General features: G+C 64.1%; 16 protein-coding genes and 1 pseudogene. 9 read left to right on the top strand and 8 right to left on the bottom strand.

The genetic code is table 11. From position 1 onward, the window contains the following. The first annotated feature begins 68 nt into the window (after positions 1 to 68). From EJB06_RS21895 to EJB06_RS21885, 3 genes are all read left to right on the top strand, one after another. Entirely contained in the window at positions 69 to 848 is a 780-nt protein-coding gene (locus EJB06_RS21895) for an enoyl-CoA hydratase (RefSeq protein WP_126076132.1), read from the top strand. Positions 849 to 1,011: 163 nt separating this feature from the next. Then, positions 1,012 to 1,458, top strand: coding sequence for a GNAT family N-acetyltransferase (locus EJB06_RS21890; RefSeq protein ID WP_198420889.1), 447 nt, complete (start codon positions 1,012 to 1,014; stop codon positions 1,456 to 1,458). Positions 1,459 to 1,579: 121 nt separating this feature from the next. Further along, positions 1,580 to 2,032: a GNAT family N-acetyltransferase gene (locus EJB06_RS21885; protein ID WP_126076131.1), complete on the top strand. Its 453-nt coding sequence runs from the start codon at positions 1,580 to 1,582 to the stop codon at positions 2,030 to 2,032. Between the two features lie 315 nt (positions 2,033 to 2,347). Here EJB06_RS21885 and EJB06_RS31990 read toward each other — a convergent pair whose 3' ends face one another. Next, complete coding sequence (locus EJB06_RS31990) at positions 2,348 to 2,494, bottom strand: hypothetical protein (RefSeq protein WP_164557997.1); 147 nt, start codon at positions 2,492 to 2,494, stop codon at positions 2,348 to 2,350. Positions 2,495 to 2,509: 15 nt separating this feature from the next. Here EJB06_RS31990 and EJB06_RS21880 point away from each other — a divergent pair. The 4 genes and pseudogenes from EJB06_RS21880 to EJB06_RS21865 all read left to right on the top strand — a co-directional run. Then, a pseudogene (locus EJB06_RS21880) lies at positions 2,510 to 2,623 on the top strand (enoyl-CoA hydratase); the annotation flags it as partial. A 92-nt stretch (positions 2,624 to 2,715) separates the two neighbouring features. Beyond that, a complete protein-coding gene (locus EJB06_RS21875; RefSeq protein ID WP_229427218.1) occupies positions 2,716 to 3,330 on the top strand; it encodes an HNH/endonuclease VII fold toxin-2 domain-containing protein in 615 nt (204 codons plus the stop codon). Between the two features lie 15 nt (positions 3,331 to 3,345). Beyond that, positions 3,346 to 4,326, top strand: a complete 981-nt coding sequence (locus EJB06_RS21870; protein WP_126076129.1) for a beta propeller repeat protein — start codon at positions 3,346 to 3,348, stop codon at positions 4,324 to 4,326. A gap of 19 nt (positions 4,327 to 4,345) precedes the next feature. Continuing rightward, entirely contained in the window at positions 4,346 to 5,710 is a 1,365-nt protein-coding gene (locus EJB06_RS21865; protein WP_126076128.1) for a HEAT repeat domain-containing protein, read from the top strand. Between the two features lie 31 nt (positions 5,711 to 5,741). Here the strand turns inward: EJB06_RS21865 and EJB06_RS21860 are convergent, their stop codons facing one another. Beyond that, a complete protein-coding gene (locus tag EJB06_RS21860; RefSeq protein ID WP_126076127.1) occupies positions 5,742 to 6,116 on the bottom strand; it encodes a hypothetical protein in 375 nt (124 codons plus the stop codon). Between the two features lie 223 nt (positions 6,117 to 6,339). Between EJB06_RS21860 and EJB06_RS21855 the strand changes: the two genes are divergently transcribed. Further along, on the top strand, positions 6,340 to 7,320 hold the full coding sequence (locus tag EJB06_RS21855) for a lipin/Ned1/Smp2 family protein (RefSeq protein ID WP_198420888.1): 981 nt from the start codon (positions 6,340 to 6,342) through the stop codon (positions 7,318 to 7,320). A 198-nt stretch (positions 7,321 to 7,518) separates the two neighbouring features. After that, positions 7,519 to 8,499, top strand: a complete 981-nt coding sequence (locus EJB06_RS21850) for a lipin/Ned1/Smp2 family protein (RefSeq protein WP_198420887.1) — start codon at positions 7,519 to 7,521, stop codon at positions 8,497 to 8,499. 7 nt (positions 8,500 to 8,506) lie between these two features. On the opposite strand, the gene EJB06_RS21845 is transcribed toward EJB06_RS21850, so the two are convergent. From EJB06_RS21845 to EJB06_RS21820, 6 genes are all read right to left on the bottom strand, one after another. Then, positions 8,507 to 11,146, bottom strand: coding sequence for a hypothetical protein (locus tag EJB06_RS21845; protein ID WP_126076126.1), 2,640 nt, complete (start codon positions 11,144 to 11,146; stop codon positions 8,507 to 8,509). Then, positions 11,146 to 11,652: a cytochrome b/b6 domain-containing protein gene (locus tag EJB06_RS21840; RefSeq protein ID WP_229427210.1), complete on the bottom strand. Its 507-nt coding sequence runs from the start codon at positions 11,650 to 11,652 to the stop codon at positions 11,146 to 11,148. Before EJB06_RS21840 ends, EJB06_RS21845 begins: the two co-directional genes overlap by 1 nt. Positions 11,653 to 11,689: 37 nt before the next feature. Next, the gene (locus EJB06_RS21835) at positions 11,690 to 11,962 is read right to left on the bottom strand and encodes a PepSY domain-containing protein (protein ID WP_126076125.1); all 273 of its coding nucleotides are present in this window, start codon (positions 11,960 to 11,962) and stop codon (positions 11,690 to 11,692) included. 37 nt (positions 11,963 to 11,999) lie between these two features. Continuing rightward, on the bottom strand, positions 12,000 to 12,683 hold the full coding sequence (locus EJB06_RS21830) for a Fe2+-dependent dioxygenase (RefSeq protein WP_126076124.1): 684 nt from the start codon (positions 12,681 to 12,683) through the stop codon (positions 12,000 to 12,002). After that, the gene (locus EJB06_RS21825) at positions 12,677 to 13,810 is read right to left on the bottom strand and encodes an alpha-hydroxy acid oxidase (RefSeq protein ID WP_126076123.1); all 1,134 of its coding nucleotides are present in this window, start codon (positions 13,808 to 13,810) and stop codon (positions 12,677 to 12,679) included. Before EJB06_RS21825 ends, EJB06_RS21830 begins: the two co-directional genes overlap by 7 nt. 88 nt (positions 13,811 to 13,898) lie before the next feature. After that, positions 13,899 to 16,232 (bottom strand): TonB-dependent receptor, encoded by a 2,334-nt coding sequence (locus EJB06_RS21820; protein WP_229427209.1) that lies wholly within the window; start codon positions 16,230 to 16,232, stop codon positions 13,899 to 13,901. Positions 16,233 to 16,432: the final 200 nt, after the last annotated feature.

The following is a 16,432-nucleotide window of genomic DNA, read 5'->3' as shown; positions in this document are numbered from 1 at the left end:
CTTAAAATAATGTCATCTAGGGCGCTGCGGTTCAATCCTCGGCGCCCTTGTCACTTTTTGGAGACTACATGGATATTTTGACGAGCAAGGCCGACGGCATCCTGACCATCGAATTCAACCGGATCGAGCGCAAGAACGCGATCACCGCCGTGATGTACCAGGCCATGGCCGACGCCCTGGTCGACGCCGAGAGCGACGATGCGGTGCGCGCGATCCTGATCGCCGGCAAGCCCGAGATCTTCACGGCCGGGAACGACCTGGACGACTTCATGAAGAATTCGGCCCCGGTCGAAGGCGTGCCGCCCGAGATGCGTCCGGTGTTCCAGTTCATGCGCGCGCTCTCCGGCAGCAGCAAGCCGGTGGTGGCGGCGGTGTCGGGGGCGGCGGTCGGTATCGGCACCACCTTGCTGATGCACTGCGACCTGGTCTACGCGGCCGACAACGCCAAGTTCTCGATGCCGTTCTCGCAGCTGGGACTGTGCCCGGAATTCGCATCGAGCCTGCTGCTGCCGCAGATGGCGGGCTTTGCGCGCGCGGCCGAAAAGCTGCTGCTCGGCGAAGCGTTCCTGGCGCAGGAAGCCTACGACATGGGCCTGGTGTCGAAGGTGCTGCCCTTGGACGAACTGCGTCCGTACGCGGCGCGCCAGGCGGCCAAGCTGGTGGCGTTGCCGGCCGCCTCGATCCGCGCGACCAAGTCGCTGATGAAGCGCTCGCGCAATGCGGCCATCACCGAAACCATGGGCGCCGAAAACGCCTTGTTCGGCGCCATGCTGCTGGCGCCCGAAGCGAAGGAAGCGTTCACCGCCTTCTTTGAGAAGCGCAAGCCGGATTTTTCGAAGTTCGCCTGATCGTTTGCAGCCCGGCCCGCACCGGGCTTGAAACTCGCATACCTTGAGATTGGAATTGCTTCGAGGGCCTTTCTTGGCCCTCGCTTGACACCGACGCCCGCCTCAGGCCAGAGCCAATGCCAACGCAACGACGGACGCTCGCCGTGTTTGAAAAATACAGTTTATGGATATGATTCGGCCTTATCGCTCTTCCGACGTGCTGGCATGCCTGGATATCTTTGACGGCAATACCCCGAGGTTTTTCGCTCCTGTAGAGCGTGCAGAATTCGAACACTTTTTGGCTGGTTACGCCGTCGCTTGGGATTATCAGGTTATCGAACGCAACAGCAGGCTCGTTGCTTGCGGCGGACATGCGATCAACAAGGATGCTAAATCGGCCGACTTCTGCTGGGGAATGGTCATCAACAAGCTCGACGGCACCGGACTCGGCAAGATGCTGACCTGGGCTCGCCTCAAGGCGGCAAGTGAGGTGCCTGGTATCGAGACAGTCCGCCTAGACACCAGCCAGCACACCCAGGGTTTTTACGCGCAGTTTGGATTCGTGCCTGACCGCATCATCCCGAAGGGTATGGGCCCGGACTCGACCAGTGGCAAATGGTTCTTGACTTGACTAAATTTAAAGACGCACAATGCGCGCCAAAACCGCAATCGGACTGACCGCATGGGTGTGGAGCGTGCCGGCGACGGCACCCGGCCAACAACAGACACCGACCACTTTTTAACTTCGACCCATGATCATCGGCACCCCGACCTTCCAGATACGTCCAGCGTTAACCACAGACGTCAATGCCATGTTCGACGTCAGAACGTCGGTTCGAGAAAACGTGCTCACAGCTGGAGAGCTGTTCGAGCTTGGAATTACGCCTGAATTTATAGCAGCCGAGATTGAACGCTCCCCATGCGCCTGGGTGGCGACGGTTGATACCCAGGTGATTGGTTTTTCCATGATCGACCTGGACACGGCCTGTTTGTTCGCCGCGTTTGTTTTGCCCGAATATGAGGGGCTTGGCATCGGCACGGGACTGATAAAAGCGTGTGAATCCGCGCTGTTCGAATCGCACCCGGTCGCCTGGCTGGAAACAGCTAAGTCGAGTCGAGCTGCACAGTTATATCGTCATCTTGGCTGGGGCAATGAGACTGCGGTCGGCGAGGGGGACGTCAGGATGGAAAAACATCGGGAGTGAAACCGCAGTCGCTAGCGGTTACTTGTCATCATCGACGACTTGCTGTTAACGGCGGTTGAAAGCTGATATAGATGTCAGTCCGCCAGCGGGTGCACGCGGGAGCTCGTATCCGCCGATGCGGTCGATCATCGGCTGCCGGTCGAACCCGGACCAGCTTGTTGAACTGGCAATCTGCTTATTCTCCACTTATGCGAGAAATCGCCAAATAATCTCATCGTATGTGAGATCGGATCTCGCTTGATGCGAGAATTCTCGCGCTACGTCATAGATTCTGGAAAAATTCAGTCTCGACTTATGCGAGACTCGACGCCGGGCTTATAACGCCTTGCTCGACTGTCCGGGACCTGTGCCGGTGAGGTCTCCTGGCCGCGTGCCGAGATAGGCGCGCTTCGGCCACGCGATCGTCGGCCCATTCTGGATCGAACGTACCAGGATCGGCGCCACGTGCTCGATCTTGTTCAAGTCAAGAGGGTAGCGTCCATGGGCGCCGAAAACGCCTTGTTCGGGGCGATGCTGCTGGCGCCCGAAGCGAAGGAAGCGTTCACTGCGTTCTTTGAAAAGCGCAAGCCGGATTTTTCGAAGTTCGCCTGATCGCTCCTCGTCGACACGGCACCTGCGCCACAATCATGGTTCTCAGCCTGGTAGCACGGTATCTCCAGGATAAACTCCCAGAGTTGAACAACATGCGGGACGATTTCAGTAAATTCAAGAACGTGAGGCCTGCTGAGCAAGAAGACGCGGCGATCAAACTTGCCGCTGATGGACAGGATATGCTGGCGACCTTGAATGACTGCGTACGCGCGCGGAAATGCAATCTGGTCCCGTATGGGGCCGCTACGAACATGCCGCCCAACAGGGATGCCAATCACGAAGCCACCAAAACCGGGGGCTGTTGCTTTGGTCAGACTGGCCATCATTTGTTGCCGGAAAAGTCTCTGGAAGGGGTATGTCCCCAGTATAAACACACTGCAGCACCAACGGTCTGCGCCGAAGGTACCAGCCAAAATGCCGGTAGCCATCAGCGCGCGCACGTCGCGCTTGCTACTCAACACGTCGCCTTGGCTCAAGATAATAAAATTGCGTCCGACGGCAGCATGAGCATGAGTGACGCGTTGAACGCTGGCGCGAAGTCACATCAGGAAGCTTTTCCTCTTTCTAAATGTTCATACAAGTGCATTCGGGCGCAGCTGGCGGCTTACTACAACGAAGTTTGTGGTGGAAATGCCAGGCCCAAGATGATGGACGCGCAGGCCAAAGTGGCCGATCCGGCAACTGTTCCGGGGCCGAATGTCAACTAAACACGAGGACTACCAGTGAGTATATTTTTGGATAAAAAGCGATGGACTGAAGTTTTCTCCGAATTCGAGATCGTCGATGTCGCAATTCTGGATAAACGGGCGCTCCATTTTTGTGCACGCAAACGTATGTCCATCGACGAGGCCTCCCATTTGTTCGATCATGACATTCCGACGCGACTGATCGTGATGTATACCGATCGCGCGGAGGGACTCAATTGTGGTGTCCGCGAGCTGACCGGGATGGCCCATCCGGTAGTCGGTGTGTCGCGGGCTCCGTTCCCGCGCCCCAGCGGTTTGGTCGCCGCCATGAACCGAAACGGCGATGTGTATCCGCGCGGTGGAGGCGTGGAGGGACCAATGGAGCACATCGACCCGGACAACTGGCCTGGCACGCGCAGGCTGAAATGCATCAACGGTTTTACCTACTCCATCGGCGTCGGACGGCGGATTTACAAGCGCATTGACATGGGCAAGTGGGTGCCGTTCCAGGAAGGATTCCCTAAGGTGAAGCAGGTCACCACCAAGCTTGGTTTTTCGGATATGGATGCCTTTTCCGAATCGGACATGTACGCCGTTGGCGGTCATGGCGATGTCTGGCATTTTGATGGGATGCGATGGACGCAACAGGGTTTTCCGAGCAACGTGCAACTGGCCACTGTGACATGCGCGGGTGACGGCAAGGTCTACATCTCCGGTGAAGGCGGCAGTCTGTGGGTCGGACAGAAGTCGACATGGAAGTTGATTTACCAAGGTGCCTCGAGCGTTCTTTGGAACGATGTGCTGTGGTTCCAGGACAAGCTCTGGCTCGCTTCCGATTACCAGTTCTATCAATTGAACGGTACAACGCTGGAGCGCGTCAGCCATGAGGGAAACACGGTACCGATGTCCGGCCATATGGATGTGCACGACGGCTTGCTGGTGATTGCCAGCCTTACCTCCGTCAGGAGCTTCGATGGCACGACCTGGCGTCGATTAATCGACCGGTACGAAGATTGAAGACTGGGTCGATAGCGACATGACACATCAAGCCATATCCAAGGTGATCTCCCCACTGGTCCGCCGCCACGCCGAAGATGCCGCATTTTACTGGAACCAGCATGATACTTGCGCCAGTTCGACAAAGCTTGGCCTGATCGGTTTGTCCAATCTGAGCCATCTGCTCCGAGCGCATCTGGAGGGCTTGTTTATCGCCGGTACCGATGCTCGGCCGCATTGCCACGGCGCCCTGGAACGCTGGAGAAAGCCGGCCGAGGCATTCGTCTGCACGCATGTCGCGCTGGCCATGGCGGATAAGGCCTGCGTCGAGGCGCTGTTCAAATCGGTGCGCGCCAATCCGGACCAGTTATTGCGCGGCGTTATCAGTGCCCTGGCCTGGCTGCCGCTTGCCGATGCCTGCCGCGTCATTGCGCAATGGACCGGCACAGGCAGCGACAGCGTCATGCAGGTTGCCGCTTTGCGTGCCATCGCCCTTATCGGGCGTGATGCCGTATGCGCCATGGACCAGCCTCTCGCTACCTTCCTCGCTGATCCGGACCAGCATGTCCGCGCAGCTGCCTGCCGCGCCGCTGCCTGCCTTCCCGTAGGGGCCGCTCCGTGGGAAGGCGCGGATGCCTTGCTGGAGGCGCTGCTGGATGACCCGGTCGTGGCGGTACGCGCCGAAGCGGCGATCGCGCTCGGCAGTCGATCACAGGCTGGAAAGGCGCGCCGCAGTGAGGCAAGGCTGTTCCTGCCCGTCCTGTGGCACTGCGCTGTAGCGCAGGCGGACATGCTTGCCTGCGCCACGGGCTGGTACGCCATGCAGGCGCAGCGTCGGCTGACGCGCTGGGTGCAGCAGTTGGCGTTGCTTCACGTTCCCGGCGCAGCCTACGCGGGCGCCTTGGACGCATTGCCCGTGCGCGTTCGCCTGAACTTTATCGCATGGCATGGCGACCCGGTCTATTTACCGCTCCTCGTCGACCATATGGACATGCCCGGGCTCGCACGCTACGCGGGCTGGGCCTGGCAAACCATCACCGGCGTCGATCTCCTCGCGTCCGGCTTGAGCGTACCCGAGCCGGAAGCGGACAGGCAAGCGCTGCGCGTGACCGACGCCAGCCACGATGCCGACTTTGGCCTGGTGCTGCCGGACGCTGCAGCCGTGCGCCGTTATCCCGTCAGCGATCTGTCGTGCGGGAAGCGGTATGTGGCGGGCGCCGTTTTGACGCCGGCACGCGCCCGCGATTTGTATGTCCATGCTCCGCAGGCGCTGCGCAGTATCGCCGCCGCCTGTCTGCAATACAATCATCCCGAACTGCGCCTGTCGGTCCGTGCCGGCGCCTCGGTCCAGCGCGCCAACATCGCACGGCTGGATGCTGCGATTACACAAGAAGCGCTGCACTGACCAGGCTGCCGTCTGCGCGCGCCAACAGGCGCTACGGCCAGGCAATCGTCGGCCCGTTCTGGATCGAGCGCACCAGGATCGGCGCCACGTGCTCGATCTTGTTCCAGTCAAAATGGTAGCGGTCCATCGTCGCCGGCGAGGCGATGTGGCGCTTGACGCCGTTGTCGATCAGGTACACCGCCGCATCGCCCTGGGCCTGGGCCAGCACGGCGCCGTGGCTGAGCGGGGTCCCGGTATCGATATTGTTCAGGTGCGGGTCCTGCACGATGCCGTTCCAGGTGCGGAACAGGTTGTTGTACGTGAGCGGGTCGGGAATGTGCCGCTTGCGGCCCTGGTCGATAAGGTAGACTTCCGGTGCGCCGGGCAGCTGCATCCGCAGACCGTTGAGATCGTTTCTGATAGCCATGATTACCCCTAATGGATTGCGACGCAGGCGCCACTGCGCCTGTCCGGCCAGATTACAAGCCGGTCCCCGTTCGACAGTTGTGTCCGCTCAAGCAGCGGCTTGCTCCGGCTGCCGCTCGGTGCGCCTGCATCGATCCCCGCGGCCCGCGAAAGTTGACGGGTTACAATCGCACAGTGTGGCGTCGACGCCATCTCATTACGCTGTCCATCCAGAGGAAACCCGCATGCCGACTCCCCTCGCGCGCTGCCTGGCGATTGCCTGTGCCGTCAGCGCCTTGCCCGCCCTTGCCGCCTGTCCCGACTACACCAGCGCCGCCAATCCGCCGGCGCTGGCCGGGCCGCTGAAGAAGTCCTTCGCCAGCTCCCGCAACACGCTCGCGGCCGGCCTGTACGCGCCCTGGCACATGGCGCACGACGCCATCGTCAAGGCGGGCACGCCGGCCAGCATGACTGCCAAGTTCGATTACGACGCGGCGCTGCACCGCGACCTGGAAAACGAGCGCGTCCACGCCTATGTGTACGGGACCGGCATGGACGGCTGGCAGTACGCGGGCCAGTACCTGACCGATGGCGACGGCAAGGTCGAGGTGCCGCTGGGCGTGCGGCCGGTGGGCGAGTACGTGGTGCGTTTCGTGGTCGAAGGCGACCTGAGCACGACCGACGGCTACCTCAGCGTGGTCGACCCGGGGCGCGACACGGTGCTGTTCGATATCGACGGCACCCTCACCGTCAGCGACTTCGAAGCCTACGCCGACTACGTGGGCGTGCGCACGGCCACGCCGTATGCCTTCGGGCCGCAGATGGTCAAGGCCTACCGCGACAAGGGTTACCAGCTGATCTTCCTGACCGCGCGGCCCTACTGGGTCACCAGGGATGGACGCGAATGGCTGGGTCTGCAGAAAATCGGCCCCTGGCACTACCACAGCAATCCCTACGGCGCCGGCCCGGTGCCGCCCGATATCCAGCGCTTCAAGGGCGATTACGTGCGCCATCTGCGCGAGGTGGTCGGCCTGAACATCGTGCGCGCCTACGGCAACGCCACCACCGACATCGGCGCCTACGAAGACGCCGGACTGCCCAAGGCCGAGACCTACATCATCGGCACCCATGCCGGCGTCGGCGGAACCAATCCGGTCCGCGGCGACTACGGCGCGCACTACGCCGCCGTGGTGGCGCCGACGCCGCAAGCGGCTTGCCGGCGCTGAGGCGCATGGAACGCACACGGAGCGCAGCGGCCGATGTGTGCGTCCATACAACACTCGGCCTTGTTTTTTGAATATCGGTGCAGAAAAGTTTGTAATGTCATTTTAGAAATTGTCACGGCAGGGTAATGTTGACAGGTCACAATCGTAAAGATTGTGCCCTTGTCATCTGATTATTCCAACTATCCTGCGGAGACCTCCATGCTGAAAACCGTTGCGCGCTGTCTTGCGATTGCCTGTGCCTGTTCCACCCTGCCCGCCGTCGCCGCCTGTCCCGACTACACCACCGCCGCCAATCCGCCGGCCTTTTCCGGGCCTGCGAAGAAAACGTTTGCAAAATTCGGCAACACCATCCTGGCCGGCCTGTACAAGCCCTGGCACATGGCGCACGACACCATCGTCAAGGCCGGCACTGCGGCCACGATGAGCGGCAAGTTCGATTACGACGCCGTGCTGCACAAGGACCTGGAAGGCGAACGCGTGCACGCCTACCTGTACGGCACCGGCATGAGCGGCTGGCAGTATGTGGGCAATTACGTGACCGACAGCGACGGCAAGGTCAACGTGCCGCTCGGCGTGCGCCCGGTCGGCGACTACGTGGTGCGCTTCGTCGTGGAGGGCGATCTGAGCAGCACCACCGGTTACCTGAGCGTGGTCGATCCGGGGCGCGACGCGGTGCTGTTCGATATCGACGGCACCCTCACCATCAACGACTTCGAAGCCTATGCCGATTACGTCGGCGTCAAGACCGCCACCGCGTATTACTACGCGCCGCAGGTGGTCAACGCCTACCGCGAGAAGGGCTACCAGGTGATCTTTTTGACGGCGCGTCCGTACTGGGTCACCAAGGCTGGCCTGGAATGGCTCGACATCCAGAAGGTCGGACGCTGGCACTATCATTCGAATCCGTACGGCGACGGCCCGATTCCGCCCGATACGCAAAAGTTCAAGACCGATTACGTGCGCCATCTGCGCAATGTGGTGGGCCTGAACATCGTGCGCGCCTATGGTAACGCCACCACCGACATCGCGGCGTATGCCGATGGCGGCATCGCCAAGGCGAATACCTACATCATCGGGCCGAACGCGGGCGCCTCCGGCACCCAGCCGATCCATGGCGAGTACGGCTCGCACTATTCCTTCGTGGTGACGCCGACCCCGGTGGCGAGCTGCAAGCGCTGATGCGGCGTCAGCTCGCGAGGGCAGGGGGGGCAGGGGCGTAGCTGTCCCTGTCCTGCCACACGCCGTCGTCCCACCAGTATTCGGCCAGGACGATGGCGACCTCGTAGCCATCGTCGTCATCGTGGCGATAGATATCGATTCCGAGGGACGCGGCCATGGCTTCGCCGAAGGCATGAAAGGCGCGCAGCAGCGGGACGCCGGCGTTGATCGGATAAACCGAAAAGCAGACCAGGCGTTCGCGTTCGTCGATCGCCAGCAACTGGCGCGCCAGTACCCGGCCGGCGGCATCGCGCGCATACACTACCTGTTTGTTCGCATCGAGCAGGCAGGCCACGGCGGAGTAGTCGCACGAACCGCCCAGGCCGAGGCAGCTGCCGACATGGGTACCCAGCATCAGGATGTCGAGCGGGTCGTTCGCCACGGTCAGCCGGACGCCATCGAGGCCGTCGACGTCCATGCGCAGTGTGCTGCCTTGCCACGCCGCCGCATCGATGCGCGGATGGCGCGCGAACCAGGCGCGGTTGAGCGGATGATCGAGGTAGGCGCAAGCGCGGCCCTCGCCATGCTCGCGCAGGAAGCGCCGCAATCCCTTGCGGTTGGTGTCGATCCCTGCGGCCAGGCGCACCGCGTGGCTGGCCGCGCCCGAGCGATCGTGCAGTTTGAACGGCTGGTCGATACTGCGCAGGACAGCCTGTTCCAGCGCCGCCAGCAAGGTGTGCGGCAAACGCGACATGGCCAGGCGGCAGTGGCGCGCGATTTGCGCCTCGCTCAGGACCGTGCTCCCTTCGATATGCTCGCGCAGGCGGCGCGGCAGCGGGCTTTGCACGCCGCAGCCGGTGCACAGCCGGTACAGCGTGCGGCATGCATCGTAGGGCGCCAGGTCGGTCCAGCGCGTGGCAAACCATGGCGCATGCGCGGTCTGCGACAGGAATTGGCTGCGCCGTTGCCAGGCCATGCAGCCGAGCAGCCGCGCCACGCGCATCAGGCCCGCCGGCGCCGCGTCGAAGCTGCGCATGGTGAACGCCGGCCAGCATTGCGCGAGGCCGGCCAGCCCGCGTCCGATCAGCCCGGCGTGGTCGTCGCGCCGGCAGGCCCGTTCCACCGTCAGCCAGGTGCGCTCGCCGGCGGCGGCCAGTTGCTGCCAGCCCTGCGGCGGCAAGGATTCGGCCAGGCTGGAAAGCGGATGCCCAATGTCGATATCTGCTGAAAACGGCGCTCTGCACAGCCGCCGCTGCAAGGGCGCCAGGCAGGCCATGCTATCGCGCAGGGTCTCGCCATCGTCCCAGCTGCCGGCGTAGTCGCGCGCCATGCGCGCATATTTTTCCTGCCATGCTCCCGACAAGGAGATCAGGCCAGCGTGCCACGCCGGGAAAGCCGCCAGATGGCCGCGCCAGCGCGTGTCATTCTGTTTTTCTGTCTCTTTGTGGTCGTCGTCGTACCACACCGTGCCGGTGAAGATCGACAGCCATGTGTCGGCCACGTCCGCGCTGAGCTTTTCCCAGCAGGTCTCGCGCAGGATGTGCGGCAGTCCGGGCACCTGTGCGCATTTACGCCAGACGATCGACTCCCAGTGTTCGTGCTTGGCGCCCAGGGCGGCGCGCATGCGGGCGACATCGTCCAGGGGGAGATCCGCGCCTTCCTTGCATGCCCTCAGTTCGGATGCCAATCCGCTGGTTCGATAACCGTCTTTCTGCCGGCTGGCCAGTACGCAAGCTGTCAGCGTATACGCCACGCCGACCTTGCGCTGCAGGTTGTCCAGCACGGCGTTGATGTAGGCGCTGAAGCGATCGTCGTCCGCATCGAGAGCGTCGATCTCGGCCAGCTGCTGCCGGTTCAAAGCGCCGGGCGCCAGCAGGTAGGCGCGCTGTTTCAGTAGCGCCGTCAACAGGATCGTGCGGCGCGACGGCGCCAGCGTGAGCGCCAGCGCGGCCCAGGCATGCGCCCCCGGGGCCAGTGCGCACAAGGTCGCGGGCAGCGCCAGCGCAGGCCCTTGCGGCGCGCTGCCGAGGCCACGCCAGAGCTGCAGCCAGGCCAGCAGGTCGTCCACGGGACGCGTGCGCAGCGACCACAAAAAGGCACGCCGGAAGGCGTCGGGAAGCGCCGGCCACTGGCCCTGCGCCAGCAGGCCGGCCACTGTCGGCACGCGGTCCGCATCGGCGCCATGCGCGAGCGCTGCGCCGTCGGCGCCGCGCAACGGCAGGCGCGCGTGGTCATGGCGCGCCAGCAAGCCGTCGAACAGGCGGTCGTCGGCCAGCCAGGCGGCCAGGTCGAGCACCGGCGCGGCCGCTTTCGGCGGCTGGAATTTGGTGCCGCGAAACGCGCGCGGATGGGCGGCGCTGGCCTTTGGCGCCGGCGCGGGTGTGACCCGCCGCGGCATCGGCGCGGCCGCTTCGCCGCTCTCCGACAGCGTGGCCCAGAACACGCGCCACAGGGCCGGCCATGCGGCGTCGAGCTCGCGCGCGGCGCACACCTGGCGCCAGTCGGCCAGCAAGGCGTCGCGCTGCGGACAGAGGCCCGCCGGCAGGTCGGCCAGCGCCATGCGGCGCAGCGCCGGTGGATCGGCCTTGTCGGCAGCGTCGGCGACCCATGCGGACAGGCCGTCGGCGCCACGCATCAGGCTTAGCAGCGTGACCGGTTCGATCGACATCAATCCTGGTCGCCTTGGACAGGAGGCTTTTTCTTGCCGGTAATCATGGCAAGCACCAGGTTTTCACGATGCTGCCAACTGGTAAACACCACGCCCGACACATGCAGCGCCACCAGTCCCACCAGGGTCCAGGCAATGGCCGCATGCAGCCGCACCGGCCAGGCATAGCCCCACAGCAGCTCGGTGCCCAGGGCCCAGCCGCTCACGGCCAGCAGGCCCACGCAGGCGAGCAGGGCGAGCACCATCGCGCCGCCGAGCGGATTGTGGCCCAGGTGGCGCGCGGCGCGGCCCCGGGCCACCGCGCGCAGGTAGGCGACGGTGGTGCCGGGCCCGCGCACGAAATGGGAAAAGCGGGCGTAGCGGTTGCCTGCGAAGCCCCACAGCAGGCGCGCGGCCACGATGGCGGCCGAGGCGTAGCCGATGTTTTCGTGCGCCACCCCGGTCTGCTCGCTGCTCACCCAGGCCGCGACGATGCTCGCGACCAGCGACCAGTGCAGCAGGCGCACCGGCCAGTCCCAGATTGTTTTCCGGGGCTGGCGCGGATCACTTCTCTTCGACGCGGGCAAAGGTCACCGGGTCGAAAAAGGCTTCGATGCGCTTGCCTTGCGGGTCCTTGGCATACACCTCGTAGCAGCTCGGGGTCGCTTCCATGCGGCGGATCACCCAGCCTTCCTTGGTCAGTTTTTCGTGCAGTTCGGTGTGCGGCTTCCACTCCGCTTTCGGGCGGGTGGTGCATTTCACGTCGCCGTGGGCCCAGGCGCCGTTGACGGCGAAGACGAGGACGAGCGGTGCCAGTTTGGCGAAGGTCGAGGTCATATTATTTCCTTGTGAATGAAAAAATCCGAATCAAAAATCAGGTCGCTGCCCAGCGGCGCAGCAGGTTGTGGTATATCCCGGTCAGCTTGAGCAGGTTGCGGTCGTCCGCCGCCAGCCCGGGCGTCAGGTTCTGGATCGCCTGGTCCAGGTCGAACAGCAGGGTGCGCTCGGCCTCGTCGCCGACCAGGCTTTCTATCCAGAAAAACGAGGCGACCCGCGCCCCGCGCGTGACCGGCGTTACCCGGTGCAGGCTCGAGGCCGGATACAGCACCATGTCGCCGGCGCCCAGTTTAACGGTCTGGACGCCGAATTCGGTGTCGATTTCGAGCTCGCCGCCGTCGTACTCCTCCGGCTCGGCCAGGAACAGGGTGGCGGCCAGGTCGCTGCGCAGGCTCAGATGTGTGCCGGGAATCTGCATCACCGCACTATCAACGTGCGTGCCATAGGTTTCGCCGACACTGTAGCGATTAAATTTTGGCGGATAGATCTTGCGCGGCAGGGCGGCGGCGATGAACAGCGGCGTATTGCCCAGGGTGCGCAGGATGTGCTTGCCCAGGCTGACCGCCACTTCCGCGCCATCGTCGATCTGGGCGTTTTGCTTGGCCGAGCGCGCCAGGGTGCCGGCCGTGGCCGCGCCATCCTGCCAGTCGGCCCGGTCCAGGTAGGCGCGAAACTGCCGTACTTCATCCTTGCTCAGGATCGCGTCGAGGACGGTCAGCATGGCGCCTCCGGGCGCCGCAGCAGGGTGCCGGGGCCGATCTCGGCCACGCTGGCGCAGCCGGCCAGCGCCATGCACACTTCGAGTTCCTCGCGCAGCAGCTTGAGCATGTGCGCCACGCCGAGCGCGCCGGCCACGCTGAGCGCGTACATCTGCAGGCGCCCGACCAGCACCGCGTCGGCGCCCAGTGCCAGCGCCTTGAACACGTCGGCGCCGGAGCGGATGCCGCCATCGAACAGGAGCGGGAAGCCCGGCCCGAGGGCGGCGCGGATGGCTGGCAGCGCGTCCAGGCTGGCCGGCGCGCCGTCCAGGGTGCGCCCGCCATGGTTGGACACCACCAGCCCGGCCACGCCGCTGGCGCGCAGGGCGACGGCGTCGTCGGGGTGCAGCACGCCCTTGACCAGCACCGGCAAGCTGGTCTGGGCTAGCAGCCAGCGCAGGTCGTCCCAGCTTGGGGCGGCGCTCATGATGCCCTGGAAGATGCGGCTCTGGTCGGGCGCCAGCGCGGGCGTGGCGACGGCCGCGTAGCCGCGCAGGTTGGCCGCCACGCAGTCGGCCGGCATGCGAAAGCCGGCGCGCAGGGCGCGGTTGCTGGGGACCTGGATCGGGGCGTCGAGCGTGACCACGATCGCCGTGTAGCCGGCCTGCGCGGCGCGCGTCAGGAGGTCTAGCGTGTCTTCGCGCCGTTGCTGGAAATACAGCTGGAACCAGCGCTGCGGACCGGCGCCGCGCGCCACGTCTTCCAGGGTGCAGGACGAGAGCGTGCTGCTGACCAGGCAACTGTCGACCGCGTGCGCGGCGCGCGCGCTTTGCAGCTCGCCGGCGCCGTGCGCCAGGTTCTGGAACGCCACCGGCGCCAGGAACACCGGATGGGCGAACGTTTGCCCGGCCACGGTGACCCTGGTGTGGCCGGCGCCGACGTCCGCCAGCAGGCGCGGGTAGATGTCCCAGCGCGCGAAAGCGGCCAGGTTGGCGGCCACGGTCAGGTCGCGCCCGCTGCCGCCGGCCACGTAGTCGAAGCTGGGCGGCGCCATGAAGCGCTGCGCCAGCACTTCATAATCGGCGGCGCAGCCGATGTCGGCGGGGATCTTGCCAAGAGGCGGCTGGGCGCCGGGGAGAGGTGTGGTCATCATAAAATGAAAAATGCCGGGGGGTACCCGGCATTGTAGCGAACTTGCGTGGCGCCCAAGAGACTGGAAGCGCCACGTACCGGCTTTGTTACAGTTCGTAGTTCAGCGCGACGCGAACGGCGCGGGCGTCACCCTTGTACAGGAAGGCGCCCGAGCGGTACACGGCGGTGAAGTAGTCCTTGTTGCCGACGTTGAGCACGTTCAGGCGCAGGTCCAGCTTCTTCGAGAAGCGGTAGGCGGCAAACGCGTCGTACACGGTGAAGGACGGCACCGGCTGCGCGCACTGGCCGCTGGCGGTGTAGATGGCGGCGGTGTCGGGCTGGCCGCCGCAACGGTTGCTCTCGTAGCGGGCCGCGGCGCCGAACGAGAAGGCGTCGGTCAGCTGGTACTTGGCCTGGGCCGAGAACGACTTTTCGGCGAAGTTGGCCAGTTCGCGGCCGATGCCCACCGGCGTGAACGACCCCGTGACCTTCGACTTCATGATGGCAGCGCCGACCTGGGCCGACAGGGCTTCGGTGATGTTGCCGGTCAGGCCGAATTCGATCCCCTGCACCTTGTTCTTGCCGGTGTTGAAGGTGCCGATGGTGTCGTAGTTGGCGCCTTCCATCACGTCCTTCTTCTTGGTCTGGAACAGGGCGGCGGTCGCCAGCAGTTTGTCGTCAAGCAGGTTCCACTTGGTGCCCAGTTCCAGGTTGATCGAGGTTTCCGGCTTGGCGCCGGCGATCTTGTTCTGGTACAGCACGGCGCCGCCGTAGCCGCTGTTGGTGCCCGAATCGGCTTCGCCGCCGTTGATGTCCTGCGAGCTCGCTGCGCTGCCGTAGACGATCAGTTTCGGCATCACCTTGAAGCTGACGCCGGCGTGGCCGTTGACCAGGGTGTCGGTGTAGCTGTATTCGCCGGTGATCAGGTTGGTGGCCGGGGTGCGGCGCGCCAGCGACAGGTCGAAGCGGTCGGCGCGGATGCCGGCAAACGCGGTCACGCGGTCGGTCAGGTCGACCGTGTCCATCGCGGTCAGCGAGAAGGTCTTGACTTGCCAGTCCTGGTTCCAGCTGTTGCGGGTGCTGCTGCGGCCTGCCAGCTTGGTCAGGTCGGCCACCGGCACGCCATTGGCGTCGGTGAAGCAGCGCGCATTGTTCGGGCCGACGGCGGCCGCGCTGCGGCAGTTGAAGGCGCCGCTGTTGGCGACGGTGAAGTTGCCCGAGACGACCTGGTGGTCGGTGTATTCGGCGCCGAAGATGAATTCGTGCTTCATGCCCATGATCTGCTTGTCCCAGCGCAGATTGCTCTGGTGCGCGAAGTACTCCACATCCTGCCAGCCGGTGTGGCCGCCGTCCAGCGCTGCGCTGACGAACGATTTGGTGGTGTCGACGGTGTCGCCGACATAACGGGTGCCGCTCGAGGCGCCGGTGGTGACGTAGGCATTGTTCGACTGGCCGTAGCGGGTCAGGCTGGTCAGGGTCAGGTCGGGCGCCAGTTTCCAGTTGACGCGCGCAGTCATGGTGTCCACGTCCGAGCTCAGGAAGTCGTTCGACTGGGCGTAGACAGGCACGTTGGTGGCCGGAATGCGGTTCGGCACGGTGCCGACCAGGAAGTGGCCGAGGTCGGGCAGCTTGTCGTCGGTGCGCAGGCCGTAGTAGTCGAGCGTGACCGACAGGTCTTTATTGACTTCCCACAGGCCCGATACCGCGACGCCCTTGCGGGTACGGCTCGATGGCTTGCGGTCAGGCACGTCTTCGTCGCCGTACAGGACGTTGGCGCGCAGGGCGAAGTTGTCGCCGAAGCCTTTGTTGAAGTCGGCGGTGACGCGCTTGTGGCTGTCGGTGCCCACGCCCACGGTGACGCGCTGGAAGTCCTTGTCCAGGGTTGCCTGCTTGGTGATCGCGTTGATCGCGCCGCCGGCGGTGCCGCGGCCGGCGAAGCTCGAGTTCGGGCCTTTGGAGATTTCCAGCTGCTCGATGGCGAAGCTTTCGCGGGTGGTCATGCCCGGGTCGCGCAAGCCGTCGACGAAGACGTCGCTGCGCGCTTCCTGGCCGCGGATGATGTAGCGGTCGCCGAAGGCATTGCCGTTTTCGCCGGTGCCGAGGGTGATGCCCGGCTGGGCGCTGAGGATCTGTTTCAGTTCGGTCATGCCCGAATCGTCGATCGCGGCCTTGGTGATCACCGAGATGGTCTGCGGCGTTTCGGCCAGCGGACGGGTGTGGCGCGAATCGCCCGAGGTCTTGGCCTTGTACGGCACGCCGACTTCGGCGTTCGGGTTCGGATCGAGGTATTTGCCGTAGACGACGACGTCCGGCAGGGTCTTGCTGTCTTTTTCGGACGGCGCGGCCGCTGCGGTTTGGGCGTGGGCGGCAAACGGCATCATCAGCAAGGCACTGGAAATGCCCATGGCAATACTGGTTTTCTTCATCGTATTGAACGTCATGTCGCTCTTGCTACGAAGACTTTTTGGCTGTTGCGATTGCTTCAAGATTAACTCCTCATGTAGATATGCCGGATTATAGCCAAATCTCACAAGTGCGTAAACGTTAATCAATCTCATTTGCATTTACGGCAAGGCTTTTGCTGTTGCGCAAATGATGCATGCCGCATGCCGCAGCGCGGGCGCAGGAAAGCGAGCGCGGC

It is taken from the genome of Massilia atriviolacea (genome assembly GCF_003953935.1).
GTDB classification, from domain to species: Bacteria; Pseudomonadota; Gammaproteobacteria; order Burkholderiales; family Burkholderiaceae_D; genus Telluria_A; species Telluria_A atriviolacea.
This window is presented reverse-complemented; position numbering and strand designations above follow the sequence as displayed.